Genomic DNA, 21443 nt, shown 5'->3' with positions numbered 1-21443 from the left:
AGTTCCCGAATATCATCTTTCAAACAAGCGTATATGATAGATACTAATTTTGAAAAAGCATTTGAAGTAGTTGACAAGGCCAGGAAACAAGGGATCATATTGTTCCTGGAGAATGAAAAGATCAAATTCAAAGTTCCCCGTTCTGAAACTATCAGCAGCGACCTGTTGGCGGAAATAAAGACCTACCGGGAACAGATACGCGTGATGCTGGTAAACAATGAGCTGTATGCGCAGCGTAACAACATAGGTGAAAGGATCACTTCCAACAGGCCCGATGGGATTACCAGCATACCCTTGTCATATAGCCAGGAACGCCTGTGGTTTATAGATCGCATGGGCAGCAGTATTAACTATCATATCTCTGCTGCATTAAAACTGGAAGGTTCGTTGGACAAGGTAGCGCTGGAATATGCCCTGCGCACCATTGTGAATCGTCATGAAATATTACGCACGGTTATAGTGGAAGAAGATGGTAAGGCTTCCCAGCATGTAATGGATAAAGATCGTTGGGAACTATCAATAGTTAGTTATCCTGATAATGAATCAATATCGCCTGCATTTATAAAATCTCTGATAGATCTTCCTTTTGATCTTGCACATGATCATATGCTGCGGGCACACCTGGTGGTGAAAGGTCCGAAGGAGCACCTGTTGGTGATGGTGATGCACCACATTGCCTCCGACGGCTGGTCCGTTGGCATCACGGTGAAGGAGCTGGCCGAACTGTACGCTGCCTATACGGAAGGGCGTACATCCCATCTGCCGGCAATGGATATCCAGTATGCTGATTATGCCATCTGGCAGCGTAAATATATATCCGGTGATATATCGGATAAACAGCTGGCTTACTGGAAAGAAAAAATGGAAGGGGTGGCTACACTGCAGTTGCCACTTGATTTTGTACGTCCGGCTGTACAAAGTACGCATGGCGCCAGTTATAACATCAGCATCAGCAGGGAGCTTACTGCAGCATTGAAAGTGTTATCCCTTCAGCAGGATGTTACGCTGTATATGACGTTGCTGGCAGCCTTCAATGTATTGTTGTATCACTATAGCGGACAGGAAGATATTTGCGTTGGTAGCCCTACGGCTGGCAGGACTATGCAGGAAGTGGAAACACTTATCGGATTTTTTGTGAATACCCTTGCCCTGCGAAATAACCTCTCAGGCAACCCATCCTTTACGGCTTTGTTGCAGAACGTGAAGCAAACGATGATGGGTGCATATGATCACCAGGATCTACCCTTTGAAAAAGTGGTGGAAACAGTGGTGAAGGAGCGTGATATCAGCCGCAGTCCATTGTTCCAGGTAGCATTTTCCCTGCAGAACATGCCCGATGCACCAGAGCTGCGGTTGGGCGACCTGCAGATGGTGCAGGTAGATACCAGTGATACCACTGCGAAATTTGACCTTACCTTTTTCCTGCAGGAAAGTAATGACGGTATTGCCGGTAAGATTGAATATAGTGTGGACCTGTTTGGAGAGCCCACTATTGCAAGGATGGCGCAGCATTTCGAACAGTTGTTGCGGGCAATCGTATCTGCTCCGGAAACAAAGATAGGATTCCTGTCTATTTTAAGTGATGCGGAAAGGAACCAGTTACTAAAAGATTTTAATGATACTGCCGTAGATTACCCGGCAGATAAATCCATTACTGAACTCTTTGTTTTGCAGGTGGCACGTACACCGGCTGCCACCGCTGTAACATTTGGTGACGGGCAGCTAACCTATGCTGAACTGGATGTACAGGCGGGACGGCTGGCGGTATACCTGCAACAACAGGGCGTAACCAGTGGTACACTGGTACCGGTTTGTATGAACCGGTCGCTTGATATGATGGTAGGTATTCTGGCTATCCTGAAAGCTGGTGGCGCTTATGTACCGGTAGATCCCGGATATCCGCGCGAACGTATTGCCTATATGCTGGAGGATATCAACTGCTCACTGGCATTAACCACTACTGCTTACCAGGCGTTATTTGAGGACGCCGCACCGCATGCCGCACTCATTTACATGGACCAGTTACCGGAACTGCCCACAGGCAGCCTGCAGGTAACCACTCATGCAGAGAGCCTGGCATATGTTATTTACACCTCCGGTTCTACCGGCAAACCCAAAGGGGTGGTAGTTACCCATCGTAACGTTACCAGCCTGGTAAAAGGCACCAACTATATCACCCTCACACCGGCAGACCGTATTCTTTCTGCCGGCTCGCTGGCATTTGATGCGGTTACATTTGAATATTGGGGAATGCTGCTCAATGGCGGTACACTTATCCTCAGCGCGGAAAACAGTCTGCTGGATCCGGCGCTGCTGAAGAAGGAGCTGCATGGCCGGCAGGTAACAAAATTATTTATTACCACCAGTTGGTTTAATCAGCTGGTAGATACAGATATTACCGTTTTTGAAAAGCTGTCGGCCATCCTTACCGGTGGAGAAAAGCTGTCCGAAAAACATCTGGAACGGTTCAGGCAAACCTATCCGGATATTGACATCAGTAACATCTACGGCCCAACGGAGAATACTACCTTTTCTCTCAGTTACCTGATCAGCAAACATGGACTGACAGCTAATACGCCTATCGGTACACCATTAAATAACCGCACGGCTTATGTGCTCAGTACAACCCGCAGCCTGGTGCCTGTGGGAGTGGCCGGAGAGCTGTATGTAGGCGGCGATGGTGTGGCGCAGGGTTATCTTAACCAGCCTGTACTTACAGCAGAAAGATTTATTCCTCATCCTTTCAGTAATATTCCCGGAGATCGCCTGTATAAAACCGGCGATATTGTGCGTTGGACACCGGATGGTTTTATTGAATACCTGGGTCGCGTAGACGAACAGGTGAAGATCCGTGGCTTCCGTGTAGAGCTGGGGGAAATTGAAAGTACCCTACTACAAAGCGAACTCGTAGCCAATGCCGTGGTGGTGGCATTATCGGATAATACCGGCCAGCATAGCCACAAACGACTGGTAGCCTATATTATACCAAATGGCGTCTTTAACCGGGAAGGCATCATCATTTTCCTGAAACAGAAACTGCCGGAATATATGATACCGGCTGTACTGGTGGAGATGGATAAATTTCCGGTGACCACCAATGGAAAGATCGATAAAAAAGTATTGCCCGATCCGGGAGCAGCTAACCGGGAAGATACAGTATATGCTGCCCCACGCAGCGCTACAGAAGAAGGCCTTGCAGGCATCTGGCAGGAACTTCTGGGTGTATCACGGATAAGCATATACGATAATTTCTTTGAGCTGGGAGGAGATTCTATCATCACTATACAGGTCGTTAGCCGCGCCAAACGCGCCGGCTTTGATCTGCAACCCAGAGACCTGTTCCTGCACCAGACCATTGCATCGCTCGCTGCATTGCTGTCGTCCCGCAATACTACGACAACAACAGGAGAACAGGGGATACTGACCGGTAACAGCGGCCTGCTGCCTATCCAGCAATGGTATTTTGAAACCGGTGCTTCCGGCAACGCTCATTTTAACCAGAGTGTGCTGATGTCGGTGAGCAAACAAACAGATAACCTGGTGCTGGCAGCAGCCGTAAAGCAACTGTCTGTTTACCATGACGCATTACGTTTTACCTATGAGGTTACTGCTGATGGTATCATGCAGGTATACAGTACCCACGAAAGTGAACTGGAAACAGTAGACCTGCAACACCTGGATGCTGCAGACCTGGCCACCTTCCTGCCTGCACAGGCAGATAAATTCCACCGGCAGATGGATATCCGCGCCGGCATATTATTTCGCCCGGTATTGTTTCTTACACCGGCTACGGAAACGCATAACCGTTTATTGCTGGTAGTGCATCACCTGGCTGTAGATGGCGTTTCCTGGCGTATCCTGCTGCAGGATCTTGAATTAATCCTGAAGGAGAGTCAGTCCGGAAAATCAGCAACGGCTATACTGGGACCTAAAACAACTTCTTATCGCCAGTGGTATGACGGGCTGGTGGCTTACAGCCATCGTAACAGGCTACTGCACCAGCAATCATACTGGGAACAAATCGTGCAACGTTATACACCGCTGCCTGCCGCCAAATCATACAATGGTATTGTTACAGTAGCAGATACGGGTTATGTGGTGGTGACACTCGACAGCCTGCGTACGCAACAACTGCTTCGTGATGTACCACGTGTATATCACACTGAAATCAACGATGTATTGTTATGCGCACTGGCAGCTACACTGTCTGCATGGACCAATCGACCGGATGTGCTGATAGGCCTTGAAGGACATGGCCGGGAAGATATCATCCCCGGTACAGATACCAGCCGTTCAGTAGGCTGGTTCACCAGCATGTATCCGGTACTGCTGCAGGTAGCTGCGGGAAAACAACCGGGTTCGCTGCTGAAGGATGTGAAGGAGCAGTTGCGCCGTGTACCCGATAAAGGTATTGGTTTTGGCGTATTGAAATATATCAGCAAAATACCTGCATTGCAGGGCAAAGATGCCTGGGACATCATCTTCAACTACCTCGGACAAACGGATCATGTAGTGCGTGAAAGCGGTGACCTGTCTGTAGCGCCGGAAGCATCCGGTGCTGGCCTGGGTGATGATTTTCCGGTGAGGGAAAAAATATCCGTGAACAGTATCATCCAGGATGGTGAGCTGGTATTGAAATGGGGGTATAGTACCCTGCATTTTGATGCTGCAGACATCAGCACATTGGCGGATAATTATCTCACACAGCTGGAAAGCCTGATATCCCATTGTATGGAACAGGCTACCTTACCGGCTGTTTATACACCTGCTGATTATAACCTGGGCGCAGAAATAACCAATGAAGAACTGGATGCGTTCCTGGACAGTGATTATAAAGGAGCATCCCTGCGCGGCCAGATCAGTGGCCTGTACCGGCTTACCGGTCTGCAGGAGGGCATGCTGTTCCATAGCCTGTTTGATACACAGGGTGGTACTTATGTAGAGCAGTTTAGCTGTGAGCTCTCAGGTGTACAGGAAGACCTGTTTCGCCATAGCTGGGATCACCTGCTGCAACTGCACAGTATTCTGCGCAGCGGATTTTATCACGAAACTTTCAGTATCCCAGTGCAGTGTGTGTACCAGACCGTGCAGATGCCGTTGACAGTATATGACTACCGCGCAATGGATGAAAGCACACAGGCACAAGCTGTAAAGGACTTTGAAAAAACAGACGGTCATCATGGCTTTGATCTGAAAGTGGCGCCGTTGATGCGTATCAGCCTGCTGCACCTGAAAGGTGATACGTACAGGATGGTGTGGACTTTCCATCATATCCTGTTTGATGGATGGTCATTGCCGGTAATGGTGGAAGCATTGCTGGATACCTATGAAAGGCTGGTGACTGGTAAACCTCTTGCTATTGCCGGAGAAGACCGCTATGAAGATTATATCCGCTACCAGGAAAGGATGGATAAAGAGCTGGAAGAACAATACTGGCGTCGCTATCTGGCCGGGTTATCGGAAGGCAGTCTGTTGCCGTTTATTGGTACTACCGATAAACTTACAAAGGGCGGCGGTAATTTCAGGGAAACCACTTTCCGGCTGGACAGTGTAGTAACAGAAAACCTGACACGTTTTGCCCAGCAAAACCATATAACGCAGAACACCTTAATGCAGGGCGTGTGGGCGTACCTGTTATACCGCTATTCAGGTCACCGTGATGTGGTATACGGCACCACTGTTTCCGGACGTCCGGAAGACCTTCCCGGTGTGGAAAAAAGAGTAGGTCTTTACATCAATACCTTACCGTTGTATACGGTCATAGATCCTGCGCAGGAAATCACCGTCTGGCTGCAGTTACTTCAGAACGGACAGCAGCAGAGCCGTGAACATCAGTATGTAGGACTGAATGAAATACAACGCTGGACAAATATTTCAGGGGAGCTGTTCGACAGTACCATCACTTTCCAGAACTACCCGGTAAGCGAAGTCGTAAATGCACAAACCTGGCAGCTGCAGGTGAGCGAAGTGGAAACACATCCGCACACCAATTATCCGTTGACCATCATCATTGGTATCTCTGATGATACCCGGCTGATCTTTACCTACAATAACGACCTGTTGTCTGATTATTTTATAGAGATGATAGCCCGGCATTTTCAACAGGTAATAACGCAGCTGATCTCCAATCAGGCTGTTTATATCCGCGATATTGAACCCCTTGGTGCAATAGAACAACAACAACTTGAAAATCGTACAGCCGTTGATGTTACCGGTTATTATTTCCTGGAGATGTTTGAACGGCAGGCGAAGGAAAATCCAACTGCGGTTGCACTTGTTTTTGAAGAAGAAAAACTTTCCTATAGAGCGCTTAATAAACGGGCGTCCCAGCTGGCAGGATACCTGCAGGAGAGGGGCGTCACTACGGGCTCCCTGGTACCGCTTTGTATGGAACGCGGCCCCGATATTATCATTGGGATGCTGGGGATACTGAAGGCTGGCGGCGCTTATGTGCCTATTGAGCCAGACTTCCCGGCAGAACGTATAAAGTATATGCTGGAAGATACAGCTGCTGCAGTTGTTGTTAGTAGCAGCAGCTGCCGCGATCTGCTCCCTGCAACCGGCTTAACGGTCGTATCACTGGATGATGACCGTGATGAGATCAACCGCAGCACAGCAGCGGCTTCCTTGCCGGTAACACCTGAGCAGCTGTTGTATGTGATCTATACTTCTGGTAGTACCGGTACGCCCAAAGGAGTGATGGTGACCCATCACAACATGGCCGATTATATGGCAGGCCTGCAGGCACATCTGCCTTTGCAGCAATGCCGTTCCTATGGTTTGTTATCCAGCATCGCCACCGACCTGGGTAATACCGTGTTGTTCCCGGCACTGGCCACGGGCGCTACTTTACATTTGTTCTCCAAAAATGCGATCAATGATGCAGATGCGCTGCATCATTACTTTGAACAGCATGCAGTGGACTGCATCAAGATTGTGCCCTCTCACTGGAAGGCATTGTCTGATCAGGATCGTTTACTGTTGCCTGGTAAGTTGCTGGTTTTTGGCGGTGAAGCGCTGGAGGCTGCCGTGATAGACAGTATCCGGGCATCAGGCAGTACCTGCACCGTAGTAAATCACTATGGTCCAACAGAAACAACAGTAGGTAAGTTATTGCACGTGGTATCACGTGAACGTATATACGATAGCGTAATACCCGTAGGAAAGCCGTTTTCCAATACCCGTATTTATGTGTTGAATGATGCCGGGCAACGTTGCCCGGTGGGCGTTCCCGGCGAACTATATATAGGCGGTGAAGGAGTAGCAGCAGGTTATCTGAACAATGCAGACCTGACTGCTGGCCGCTTTATCAACGATCCTTATTTTCCTTCAGATGGTGTAAGACTGTATCGCACGGGGGATCTCGTAAAATATCTGCCCGATGGTAATATCGTATTTATGGGTCGTGTGGACGACCAGGTGAAGATCCGTGGCTATCGCGTAGAGCCGGGAGAGATTAGCCGCGTGCTGTCGTCCTGCGAGGGGGTGAGCCAGGGAGTTGTGATTGCCCGTGAAGATAAAACCGGCAGCAAACGGCTGATCGGTTATGTAATAGCCGCAGACTTTGACCGGGACAGTATCCTGGAATACCTGCGCAGCCGCCTGCCGGAATACATGGTACCAGCGGCATTGATACCGCTGGAGCATTTCCCTTTATTACCCAATGGAAAGATTGACCGGAAAGGATTACCTGATCCGGAAATAGTAGTGACCCCAGAAAAGGCCTTGCCTGTTACTGCGTTGGAAAAAACACTGGCCGCTATCTGGTCCAACCTGCTGGAGATAGAAGACATCGGGGTGCACGATGACTTCTTTGCATTGGGAGGACACTCTCTGCTGGCTATCCGCGTGATCTCTGCGATCAGGAAACAACTGGGCCTGGTAATATCTATCGGTGATGTTTTTGATTTCCCTACCATCGCCAGCCTTGCTGCACAGCTGTTGCAACAAACAGCACCGGCAGCAACACCAGAACTGCAGCGTATCGAAAGACCTGCACATATTCCATTATCGTATAGTCAGGAACGTTTGTGGTTTATTGACCAGCTGGAAGGTAGTTTAACTTATCATATTCCTACCGTATTGCGGTTGAAGGGGCACCTCAACAGGGAAGCACTGGCTGCTGCATTTCAGGCTATTGTGAACCGACATGAAGTGTTGCGTACGGTGATAGCAGAAGAAGACGGTGTGGCTTATCAGCAGGTACTGGAAAAAGATCAATGGCAGTTGCAGATAACAGATGAATCCCTGTACCGGGAAAATGAAGCAGTCCTGCAACAGTATCTGCAGCAGCTCATCAATATGCCGTTTGATCTGTGCAGCGCGCATATGCTCCGTGTACACCTGGTGGTAGCAGGTCCGGCAGAACATATCCTGTTGGTAGTATTACATCATATAGCCTCTGATGGATGGTCCACCGGTATTATGGTCCGTGAGCTGGCAGAACTGTACCGTGCCTTTTCAGCGGGACACGCTCCTGTATTGCCCGCGCTGGATATACAATATGCAGACTATGCGATCTGGCAGCGTAATTATTTGTCAGGCGCCGTAATGGATGAAAAAATTTCTTATTGGAAAAATAAACTGACAAATGTACCGGCATTGAACCTGCCCACAGATTTTCCGCGGCCACCGGTGCAAAGTACAAAGGGAGCTATCAGCACCTTCTATCTCGACAGGGAGTTGACGGCAGCACTACAAGCATTATCCCGCGAGGAAGGCGTTACCCTGTTTATGACGTTGCTGGCAACCTTCAAAGTGTTGCTGTACCGTTATACCGGCCAGCAGGACATTTGTGTGGGCACTTCCATTGCAGGCAGAACGCGGCAGGAAATAGAAGGGCTGATCGGATTCTTCATCAATACGCTCGCCCTGCGCAGTGACCTCGGAAATAACATTTCATTTACAGCATTGCTGCAGCAAATAAAACAAACAACACTCGGTGCCTATGAACATCAGGAAGTGCCTTTTGAAAAGGTTGTGGAAACAGTGGTGAAAGACCGTGATGTAAGCAGAACACCGTTATTCCAGGTGGCCTTCGCCTTACAGAGTATTCCTGACATTCCGGAACTGCAGTTGGGAGATATTGTACTGGATAAAGACCGTTTTGTTTATACAACCGCCAAGTTCGATCTCACTTTTACGGTGCAGGAAACAGCAGAAGGAATGACGGTCTTCATAGAATATGTAACAGACTTGTTTACTCCTGCAACCATCAGCAGGATGGCAGGACATTACGAACAGTTACTGCGCGCTGTTACGGCAAACCGTCAACAGCCGGCCGGTCAGCTGCGTATGTTGTTGCCGGAAGAAGAACAACAGCTGCTGTTCACATTTAATGATAACAAAGCAGATTATCCGCAGGATAAAACGATCATCGACCTGTTTGAGGCACATGTATTACAAACACCGGAAGCGCCGGTATTGATATGGAAGAACGCGGTGCTCACTTACCGCGAACTGGATGAACAGTCCTCCCGGCTTGCACATTATCTGGCAACACAGGGCGTTACCGCGGAAATGCTGGTGCCGGTATGTATGGAACGTTCCTTTGATATGGTTATTGCCATATTAGGTATCCTGAAGGCCGGTGCCGCGTACGTGCCGGTGGACCCTGATTATCCGCAGCAGCGCATGGAGTTTATGCTGACGGATACCGGTGCTGTACTGTTGCTGACAGATAAAGCCTCTTTATCCCGTTTGCCGCAGCTGCCAGGTATCCGTATCATCGTGATGGAGGATATCCATGAGATGTTGCGCAGCTATGTGGTTGCAACACCTGTGGTAAAACCGCTACCGGAGCACCTTGCCTATGTAATCTATACTTCCGGTTCCACTGGTAAACCCAAGGGAGTCATGATAGAACACCGTGGTGTGGTGAACCTGGCACAGGGGCATGCAGTTGCCTTGCGTATATCAGCCGCAACGCGTACCCTGCAGTTTGCATCCTTTGGTTTTGATGCTTCCTGTTATGAAATATTCAACACCATACTGAATGGTGGTCTGATCGTATTGCCGCAACAGGAAGACCTGTTGTCTTCTGAAAAATTTGCAGCACTGGTATCAGCGCAAGCAGTAACAATGGTGGTATTACCTCCTTCTTACCTGCATATGGTCAGAGATGTATTGGGCCCTGTAAAAACGGTGTTATCTGTAGGAGAAGCCCTGAACCGTGAAGATGCCGCCTATGTAAAGGCTGAGGGGAGAAGACTGTTGAATGCTTATGGCCCTACAGAGAATACGGTGTGCACGACTATGACTGACCATCCGCTGCGTGATCATGGCGTAACCGTTATAGGAGGCCCCATCACCAACGTACAGGTATATATCCTGTCACCGGATCTTGCATTGTGCCCTGTTGGCGTAGCGGGTGAGATATGTGCGGGCGGTGCCGGTCTGTCAAGAGGGTATTTAAACCGATCTGCACTTACCGCAGAAAGGTTCATCACCAATCCTTTCAGCACTGCATGGGGCGGACGTTTGTACCGTACCGGAGATCTGGGCCGGTGGTTGCCGGATGGCACAATCGAATACCTGGGCCGTATAGATGACCAGGTAAAGATCCGCGGGTATAGGATAGAGTTGGGAGAAATAGAAAAAGTATTACAGGACTGTGGACTGGTTGCGCAGGCAGTGGTGCTGGCGAAGGAGGGAGCACAGGGAGATAAGGCGGTTAAAAGACTGGTCGCCTATATAGTGCCGCAAGGATCATTTGACAGGGAAGGAATCCTGACTTATTTACGGCAGCAATTGCCGGAATACATGGTCCCATCGGTGCTGATAGCCATGGCTGTATTTCCGCTGACACCCAGCGGAAAATATGACCGGAAGGCATTGCCGGAGCCGGAAGGAAATGCTGACGGGCAGGAATATGTAGCACCACGTACTGCAACAGAATACGCTGTCGCGGCTATCTGGCAGGACCTGTTACAGGTGCCGCAGGTAGGCATCTATGATAATTTCTTTGGATTGGGTGGACACTCACTGATGGCGATGCGCCTCATGTCTGCCCTGCGTAATAAACTGCATGTAGAGTTGTCCATGAAAATACTGTTCCTGCATCCTACGCTGGTGGCTTTTGCAGCACAGGTAGCAGCAGGCAACAGGAAAGCTTTATTGCCGGCTATTGAAGCCACCGTACGGCCAGACAACATCCCATTATCGTATAGCCAGGAACGTTTGTGGTTCATTGATCAGCTGGAAGGCAGCGTGCATTACCATATACCAACTGTTCTCCGGTTAAAGGGCACACTGAACACCGCTGCCCTCACGCAGGCGCTTGCGGCAGTTGTAAACCGGCACGAAGTGCTGCGTACTGTATTTGAAGAACAGGAGGGTAATATATACCAGGTGGTAATGGACAAAGATGGCTGGCAGCTGGAAATACGCCAGCACTCCGGCGAAGCTGGTCTCGAAGAAGAGATACGCACGCTGGTTAATCAGCCATTTGATCTTGCAAGAGATTATATGCTTCGCGCGCACTTGCTGGTATTGGACGTTACCGAATACATACTGGTGCTCACTGTACATCATATCGCGGCAGACGGCTGGTCAGCCGGTATCATCATCCGGGAGCTGATGGCCGGCTACCATGCGGCATTAGAACATAGTGTGGCTACTTTACCTGCACTGGATATCCAATATGCTGACTATGCCATCTGGGAAAGAACATACCTCTCTGGTGCTGTGTTGGAACAGCAACTGCAATACTGGAAAAATAAACTGGCAGATACAGCTATCCTGAACCTGCCGCTGGACCATGCCCGCCCCGCTATACAGAGTACCCGTGGTGGATTGCGTTCATTCCTGTTTGATCAGCAGCTGCTGGCGAAACTGCAGTCACTGTCAAAACAGGAAGGTGTTACGCTTTACATGACATTGCTATCGGCATTCAAGGTATTGCTATACCGCTACAGCAACCAGCATGATATCTGTGTAGGCACCTCTATCGCCAGCAGAACAAGACAGGAAACAGAAGGACTGGTAGGTTTCTTTATCAATACACTCGCACTACGCAGCACCCTGGAAGGCAATCCTTCTTTTACCACCCTGTTACAGCAGGTAAAAGAAACCACGCTGAGTGCCTATGAACACCAGGAAGTGCCATTTGAAAAAGTAGTAGAACAGGTAGTAACGGAAAGAGATGTAAGCAGAACACCCCTTTTCCAGGTAATGTTTGAAATGCAGAATACGCCCGATACTCCCGAGTTGCAGCTGGGGGAAGTAACGTTGCTGCCAGAAGGCAATGTGGTACACCATGCGAAGTTTGACCTTAACCTGTCGCTGCAGGAAGTGCCTGATGGGTTGCAGCTCACAGCAGGCTATTGTGCTGATCTGTTTGAAGATGCTACCATCGATCGGATGATAGGTCATTACGAACAACTCCTGAAAGCATTGGCAGAAAGGCCTTCACAAAAAATAGATCACCTGCCGCTGCTCACCACAAAAGAAGAAGACCAGTTACTGCATGGCTTCAATCATAAAACAGTTGCATACCCGCATACAGAAACATTGGTCACCCTGTTTGCCCGGCAGGCGAAAGCTACGCCGGCTGCTACTGCACTGATACTGGGAGATGCAATCATGAGTTATGAAGAACTTGATCAGCGCAGTACACTGCTGGGGCAGTTCCTCGTAGCCCATGGTGTAATTGCTGATACCCTGGTGCCGGTATGTGTAACACGGTCCATGGAAATGGTTATAGCCCTGCTGGGCATTATGAAAGCCGGAGGTGCTTATGTACCTGTTGACCCCGAATACCCGGAAGAAAGGATCAGGTATATGTTGCAGGACAGCAGCGCCAAACTGGTAGTAGCAGACAGCTACGGCAAAGAGAAGCTTCCTGCATTGCCGGGCGTGGACATCATAACAACAGATACTTACCAGAGAACCTTCTCGGATGCCACAAGTATGCAGACGGTAACACCTGCTCCGCATGATCTTTCGTATGTGATCTATACTTCTGGTTCTACGGGTTTACCCAAAGGGGTGATGGTAGAACATGGCGGTATGCTTAATCATTTGTTTGCCAAAATAAATGACCTGCAGATCAGCGATAAAAGTATGGTGGCATTCAACGCTGCCTATACTTTTGACATTTCAGTATGGCAGATATTTGCTGCCCTGCTTTGCGGTGGTACTACCATTATTTACCCGGAAGAAGTGATACTGCATCCCGCAGCCATGATGGAAGCGGTAGACAGGCAGCAGGTTACTATTCTGGAGTTAGTGCCTTCCTATCTTGCCGCTGTATTGGATGAAAATATTCCTGTTAACCTCTCTGGTCTGAAATACCTGATGGTAACCGGGGAAGCCATCAGCCGGCATACACTTGAACAATGGTTCAGCAGGTATAAACATATTCCTGTGGTCAATGCTTATGGTCCTACAGAAGCATCGGATGATATATGCCATTATATCATGCATAACGTACCCGGCTATACGAATGTGCCGCTCGGTGCGCCTGTACAGAACCTGCACATTTATATCCTGGATAAGGAAAAGCAACTATGCCCGGTAGGCGTACCCGGAGAAATTTGTGTATCAGGAGTTGGCGTGACAAGAGGATATCTCAATCGTCCGGATCTCACTGCCCGACAGTTTATCAACGATCCTTTTGTGGCATCGCGTGGCAGAATGTATCGTACCGGCGACCTGGGCAGATGGCTGCCCGATGGTAATGTGGAATACCTGGGACGTATGGATGAACAGGTGAAAATCCGAGGTTACCGCATTGAACTGGGTGAAATAGAAAGCGTGTTGCTGCAGTCGGGACGGATAACAGAAACCGTAGTGATTGCACATGCAGGCATGAACCATATTAAACGTCTCGTAGCTTATATAGTACCTAAAGGAACCTTTGATAAAACAGCTATCCTCAATTATCTGAAAGAAAAACTGCCGGAATACATGGTACCGTCACTGCTGGTGGAGCTGGACCGGATACCACTCACCGCCAATGGTAAAACGGACAGGAAAGCATTGCCGGATCCCGGTGAAAATGCCCAGCTGCTCAATGAATATGTGGCCCCACGTAATGAAACAGAACAGGCACTCGTCGTCATCTGGTGTGAACTATTGGGCCTGGAACGTATAGGCGTTCACGATAATTTCTTCGAATTGGGCGGCCACTCCCTGCAGGTAATGCGATTGATAGCGATGATCAGGAAAACACTCCAGGTAAAGGTGTCCGTAAGGGATTTCTTTATGCTGGCCACTATAGAATCGCTTGCTAAATATATCCGTGTAAACCAGTCACAGGCAACTATCGCGGCAGAGGATCTGCAAACAATCAGACTCTGATATATGCCGCTGATTTCTTTCATGTTAAAAATTGTAAAATGACCAGCTTTAACTTAACTGATATAGTAGATCTACTGGAAAAAGCAAATGATATAGGTATTCAGATTTCATTTGATGACAATGAACTGATTGTGCAAACGCATAGGGAACATATTATTGACGCCACTTTTCTCCATGAGCTGAAAAATAACAAGGAATACCTGATAGAATATTTCAGGAAGCATCATAATGCTCCGGAAGCAGTCACCGGGAAAACGATAAGTGCTGCGGACCGCAACGGGATGACCCACATTCCTCTTTCCTTCAGCCAGGAAAGGTTATGGTTCATTGATCAGCTGGAAGGCAGTGTGCAATACCATCAGCCTATGGTCATGCGGGTAAAGGGTGTACTCAGTCGCCCCGCCCTTGTACATGCACTGCAGCAGATCGTAAATCGCCATGAAATTTTACGCACCGTTATCACGCAGGAGAATGGAAAAGCTTTCCAGCAGGTAGGTGAAAAAAACCGCTGGCAGCTGGAGCTGATAGATGAACTACTTTATAAAGATGATGCGGCAGCCCTTCAATCCTATATCAGGGCATTGATAGCACAGCCTTTTGATCTCTCCCGTGATCATATGCTGCGGGCACACCTGATCGCACAACATCATGATGAATATGTACTGGTGATCAACGTTCATCATATTGCTTCCGATGGCTGGTCAACCGGTATTATCATCCGGGAACTGATGGAACTCTACAGTGCTTCCGTGGAAGAGCGTTCCGTTAACCTACCGTTATTGCCCCTGCAATATGCAGACTATGCTATCTGGCAGCGCCAGCACCTCTCAGGAGATGCTTTGAAAAATGAACTGGATTACTGGAAAAATAAACTAAGCGGCACCGCTGTACTCAACCTGCCATTGGATTATCCGCGTCCTGCTATCCACAGTGCCCGTGGAGCCACCTGTCCCATACGTTTCAACGCTGCACTCACTGCCGGTTTACAGGCGCTGTCGAGACAACAGGATACCACCCTGTTCATGACGTTGCTGGCCGTCTTTAAGGTATTGCTATATCGCTATAGTGCCCAGGATGATATTTGTGTGGGCAGTCCTACTGCCGGTCGTACCCGGCAGGAGCTGGAAGGGCTGATTGGTTTCTTCGTCAATACCCTGGCATTGCGCAGTGACCTGAGTGATAACCCCACTTTTACCGCATTACTGCAACAGGTAAAAGATACTACGCTCAGTGCCTATGACCATCAGGAAGTGCCTTTTGAGAGGATAGTGGAAGCTGTGGTGAAACAACGTGATCTGAGCGTGAATCCCCTGTTCCAGGTGATGTTCATGCTACAGAATATGCCCGCTGAAGCTAATGAGGGACTGGATGCTGTTTCCTTTTCCCAGGAAAAGGTAGATAATACGACTACGATGTTTGACCTGGTTTTCTCCCTGGAGGAATCAGGTGGCGCGCTGGCAGGATCTGTATCCTATTGCACGGACCTGTTTGACGAAAGTACCATACAACGGATGATAGCACATTATGAAAGACTGCTACAGGCCGTGGTGGCATCGCCCGCTACACAGATAGATGCATTGCCCATCCTCGGCGAGGCAGAAGCAAAGCAACTGTTACTTACTTTTAATAAAGCCGGTTTGGCGCCACTGGAATATAAAACGGCGATAGATCTCATTGCTGCGCAGGTGGCACTTACCCCGGATGCCATCGCGCTGGTGGTGGATAATGTTTCGCTGAGTTTCCGGGAAGTAGACGAGCGCTCCAACCAGCTGGCGCACTACCTCATCACCAAAGGTATTGTAAAGGAATCGCTGGTACCGGTGTGTATAGAGCGTTGTCCGGACATGATCATTGCTATGCTGGGTATCCTGAAAGCCGGCGGCGCCTATGTGCCGGTAGACCCGGAATATCCGCAGGAAAGGATCCGCTATATGATAACGGATACGGCTGCACGAATTATTATCAGCAGCAGTACTGCCAGGCAACAGTTGACGTTGACAGAACAGGACGCGGAAGTGATATCGCTGGATGAAGATGCCGCCCTTATCAGCAGTCACCCGGTTACACCATTGACTAAGTTACCTGCGCCGGAACAGCTGGCCTATGTGATCTATACTTCAGGGTCTACCGGTAAGCCCAAAGGGGTAATGATAGAACACCGCAATATGTTTGCCTTCCTGACCTGGTGTCGTGATGAGTTTGCACATAATCATTTTGAAACTGTGTATGCCACCACTTCCATGTGTTTCGATTTGTCTGTATTTGAGATCTTCTACCCGTTAAGTATTGGTCGCCGTATCAGGATATTGCAAAATGGTCTGGCGATAGAAAAATACCTGCCACTGGATGAAGCAGTATTGGTGAACACGGTGCCGAGCGTGATCAGGGCGTTGCTGAACAATCAAACTGACCTGTCGCGCGTTACCGTTTTGAATATGGCCGGGGAACCCATCCCGGCAGAAGTACAGCGAAGTAATGCACTGGCGCATATGGTGGTGCGTAACCTGTATGGCCCTACGGAGGATACTACTTACAGTACCGTGTATACATTAACGCCGGGACAGGCTTCTGCTTCCATTGGCCGCCCTATAGATTATTCGCATATCTATATTCTGGGTCGTGGAGATCAGTTGCTGCCTGTGGGCATCGCCGGAGAGATCTGTATTGGCGGCGCCGGCGTAACGCGCGGGTACCATAACCGTCCTGAACTGACAGCAGAAAAGTATGTAGCAGACCCTTTCAGTCCGCAACCCGGCAGCAGGATGTACCGTACCGGCGATCTCGGTCGCTGGCTGAGTGATGGCACCATTGAGTACATGGGCCGTATTGACGCACAGGTGAAAGTGCGGGGCTACCGCATAGAACCCGGAGAAATAGAAAATGTGCTGCGTAGTTGTCCGCTGGTGAAGGAAGCAGCCGTACTCGCAAAAGATGATAATAGTGGTCTCCATAAACGGCTGGTGGGATATATAGTGCCTGCCGGCCTTTTCGACAGGGAGGGCATTACGTCCTTTCTGAAGCAACAACTGCCGGACTATATGGTGCCTGCATTATTGTTGTCATTAGATAAACTACCACTCACAGCTAATGGTAAAATAGACAGGAAAGCATTACCGGACCCGGATGCAGAAGCTTTGCTGACGCATGAATATATAGCACCACGTAATGAGGTGGAGCAGGTGCTGGCTGACATCTGGCAGGAACTGCTGGGGGTATCACGGGTAGGCATATACGATAATTTCTTTGAACTGGGAGGTGACTCTATTGTTACTATCCAGGTAGTGAGCCGTGCTAAACGCAGCGGTTATGAACTGCAGCCGCGCGACCTGTTCCTGCACCAGACAGTCGCATCACTGGCAGCATGGCTGGCTTCCCGCAAAAGCAGCGAAGTCACCGGAGAGCAGGGACTGCTTACCGGTAGCAGCGGCCTGTTGCCTATTCAGCAATGGTACTTTACCACCGCCGGCGAGGTAACCATTCCTTTCAACCAGAGTATTTTATTAGCTGTTGATAAAAGTATCAGTGCACAGGTCTTGTCTGCTGCTATAGAACGGCTGGTCGAATACCATGACGCCTTGCGCTTTACCTATCAACGTTCCGGTAATAGCTGGGAACAGGCATACGGCGGTACGGCAGGGAAGCTGGAAACAGTAGACCTCAGCAATATTACTACGCAAGCCCTGGCAGGCGAAATTACCCGCCATGCCGGTGATTTCCAGCAAAGCCTGCAAATAGAGAAGGGGCAGGTTATCCGGACGGTATTATTCCGTACACCTGGTACAGAAAAACATCACCGCCTCCTGATCATTATCCATCACCTGGCCGTGGATGGCGTTTCCTGGCGCATATTGCTGGAAGATCTTGATTTGTTGCTGAAAGGGGATCCTGTTGCAGAAGCAACCACGATACTTGGACATAAAAGCAGTTCCTACCGCCAATGGTATACAGCCCTGGAGCAGTATGGCCGCCGCCGCAGGGTGCTTGGCCAGCAGGAATACTGGCAGCAGGTTGTTGCCGGTTATGAGCCGTTGCGCACAGATAAAAAATATGATGGTCAACTGACCGTGGCAGATACGGCCTCCGTTGCTGTGAAGCTGGACAAGGCACAAACACAACGGCTGTTGCAGGAAGTGCCGCGTGCATACCATACCGTTATTAACGATGTGCTGTTATGTGCCCTGGCGCGTACCCTTGCTGCCTGGAGCAGTGCAGGGGGTGTAGTGGTGGGCCTGGAAGGTCACGGTCGTGAAGATATTATTTCTGGTATCGACACCAGTCGTACGGTGGGCTGGTTTACAGCGTTATATCCTGTATGGCTACACGTAAATGCCGGCAGTACGCCTGGCGCATCTCTCAAAACTATAAAGGAACAATTGCGGCAGGTGCCGGACAAGGGGCTGGGTTACGGTGTACTGAAATATATCAATCAAGTGGAATCCTTGCAGGGAAAGGATCCCTGGGATATCATCTTTAACTACCTGGGACAGTCAGATAATGCTGTAAAACAGGATGGCATTATCACCGGTGCCCCGGAATCATCGGGAGCTGATACCGGTGCTGCCTATCCGTTGTTGCACAAGCTGGCGCTCACCGGCATGGTACAGAATGGCGAACTACTATTGCAATGGGAATACAGCACCCGTCACTACGACGAAGCAGGTATTACTGAACTGGCAAATATCTATCTCGCACAACTGGAGCTGGTGATAGATCATTGTGTGGAACAGGCACTCCGGGAGCCCGTATTCACGCCCGCAGATTATGGGTTGAGTACAGAAATAACAAATGAAGAACTCGACGAATTCCTGGATAGCTCCCGTAATGGCCTGCCCCTGCGCAGCCAGATCAGTGGCCTGTACCGGCTTACCGGTCTCCAGGAAGGCATGTTGTTTCATACCCTGTACGATATGCAGGGCGGCACCTATGTAGAGCAGTTCAGTTGCGAAGTGAGCGGTTTACAGGAAGACCTTTTCCGCCAAAGCTGGGAATATCTGCTCAGCCAGCATAGCATCCTGAGAAGCGGTTTTTACCATGATGTATTCAGCGTACCGGTACAATGCGTATACAGACAGGTAACAGTACCTATGCAGGTAACCGATTTTCGTGGAATGGATAAGGCAGCACAGGCTGCTGCAGTAAAGGCATTTGAAACAGCAGACAACCTGCAGGGCTTTGATCTGAAAGCAGCGCCGCTGATGCGTATCAGTTTACTCCGGCTCAGTGAGGATACCTACAAGATGGTATGGACCTCTCATCATATTCTTTTTGATGGTTGGTCATTACCGGTAATGGTGGAAGAACTGCTCAGCACCTATGAAGCACTGGTAACAGGCAGCCCGGTGCCTGCTGCAACGGAAGACCGCTTCGAAGATTATATCCGCTACCAGGAAAGACTGGATAAGGAAGCGGAAGAACATTACTGGCGTAATTACCTGCAGGGACTGGAAGAAGGGAGTCTCCTGCCTTTTACTGCCACTACCACCAGGCTTACAAAAGGTGGTGGTAATTTCAGAGAGCGGGTATTCCGATTGGATGCCGCTACTACTACGCGTCTTACACAGTTTGCACAACAACACCATATAACACAGAATACGCTGATGCAAGGCGTGTGGGCGTACCTGTTATACCGTTATTCCGGTCACCGCGATGTTGCTTACGGTATCACCGTTTCCGGCCGTCCGCAGGACCTGCCGGGCATGGAAAGCAAAGTAGGCCTCTTTATCAACACGCTGCCTTTATATACCGTTATTGATCCTGCAAGTGACATAACCGGCTGGCTGCAAACAATACAGAACAGCCAGTTGCAGAGCCGCGAATACCAATACACCGGCCTCAATTCCATCCAGAGATGGATCAATGTGGCAGGCGAATTGTTCGACAGCACCATCACTTTCCAGAATTACCCGGTAAGTGAAGTTGTAAATGCACAAACCTGGCATCTGCAGGTGAGCGAAGTAGAAACACATCCGCACACCAACTACCCACTGACCATTATCATGGGCGTAGCAGCAGAAACACACCTGATCTTCACATTTAACAATGACCTGTTATCTGATTATTTTATAGAGATGATAGCCGGACATTTTGAACAGGTGATCTGGCAGATCATTCATCAAAAGGCTGTCTTGATTGGGGACATCGAACTGCTTTCTCCGGCAGAACAACAACAACTGGAAAATCGTACAGCCGTTGATGTTACCGGTCATTATTTCCTGGAGATGTTTGAACAGCAGGCGAAGGAAAATCCGAATGCGGTTGCACTTGTTTTTGAAGAAGAAAAACTTTCTTATACCGCGCTTAATAAACGGGCATCCCGCTTGGCAGGATACCTGCAGGAGAAGGGCGTCACTACCGGCAGCCTGGTACCGCTTTGTATAGAACGGGGTCCTGATATGATCATTGGTATGCTGGGGATATTGAAAGCTGGTGGCGCTTATGTGCCTATTGAGCCAGACTTCCCGGCAGAACGTATAAAATATATGCTGGAAGATACGGCCGCTACTGTTGTTGTTAGCAGCAGCAGTTGCCGCGATCTGCTCCCTGCAACAGGCTTAACGGTTGTATCATTGGATGACGACCGTGATGAGATCAACCGCAGCACAGCAGCGGCTTCCTTGCCGGTAATACCGGAGCAATTACTGTATGTGATCTATACCTCCGGTAGTACGGGCACACCCAAGGGTGTGATGGTGACCCATCACAACATGGCCGATTATATGGCAGGCCTGCAGGCACATCTGCCTTTGCAGCAATGCCGTTCTTATGGTTTGTTATCCAGCATCGCTACCGACCTGGGTAATACCGTGTTGTTCCCGGCGCTGGCTACGGGCGCCACTTTACATTTGTTTTCCAAAAATGCGATCAATGATGCAGACGCACTGCATCATTACTTTGAACAGCATGCGGTGGACTGCATCAAGATTGTGCCCTCTCACTGGAAGGCATTGTCTGATCAGGATCGTTTACTGTTGCCTGGTAAGCTGCTGGTTTTTGGCGGTGAAGCGCTGGAGGCTGCCGTGATAGACAGTATCCGGGCATCAGGCAGTACCTGCACCGTAGTAAATCACTATGGTCCAACAGAAACAACAGTAGGTAAGTTATTGCAATGGTCCAACAGAAACAACAGTAGGTAAGTTATTGCA

At 49.3% G+C, this 21443-nt stretch carries 2 protein-coding genes; both read left to right on the top strand.

Going from position 1 to position 21443, the window contains the following annotated elements; all coding sequences use genetic code 11:
- Positions 1-33 precede the first annotated feature (33 nt).
- Positions 34-14301, top strand: coding sequence for a non-ribosomal peptide synthetase (locus AC1DCV_RS04630; protein ID WP_477022075.1), 14268 nt, complete (start codon positions 34-36; stop codon positions 14299-14301).
- A gap of 38 nt (positions 14302-14339) precedes the next feature.
- Complete coding sequence (locus tag AC1DCV_RS04625) at positions 14340-21434, top strand: amino acid adenylation domain-containing protein (protein WP_477022074.1); 7095 nt, start codon at positions 14340-14342, stop codon at positions 21432-21434.
- Positions 21435-21443 lie beyond the last annotated feature (9 nt).

The organism is Chitinophaga sp. 10T418, from assembly GCF_056394125.1.
The sequence above is the reverse complement of the archived record's forward strand: the minus strand, read 5'-3'. Positions and strand labels throughout refer to the sequence as shown.

Bases quoted from the DNA above. Each gene is read 5' to 3' on its own strand.
- AC1DCV_RS04630 (WP_477022075.1), top strand. From the start codon at position 34: ATGATAGATACTAATTTTGAAAAAGCATTTGAAGTAGTTGACAAGGCC.
- AC1DCV_RS04625 (WP_477022074.1), top strand. From the start codon at position 14,340: ATGACCAGCTTTAACTTAACTGATATAGTAGATCTACTGGAAAAAGCA.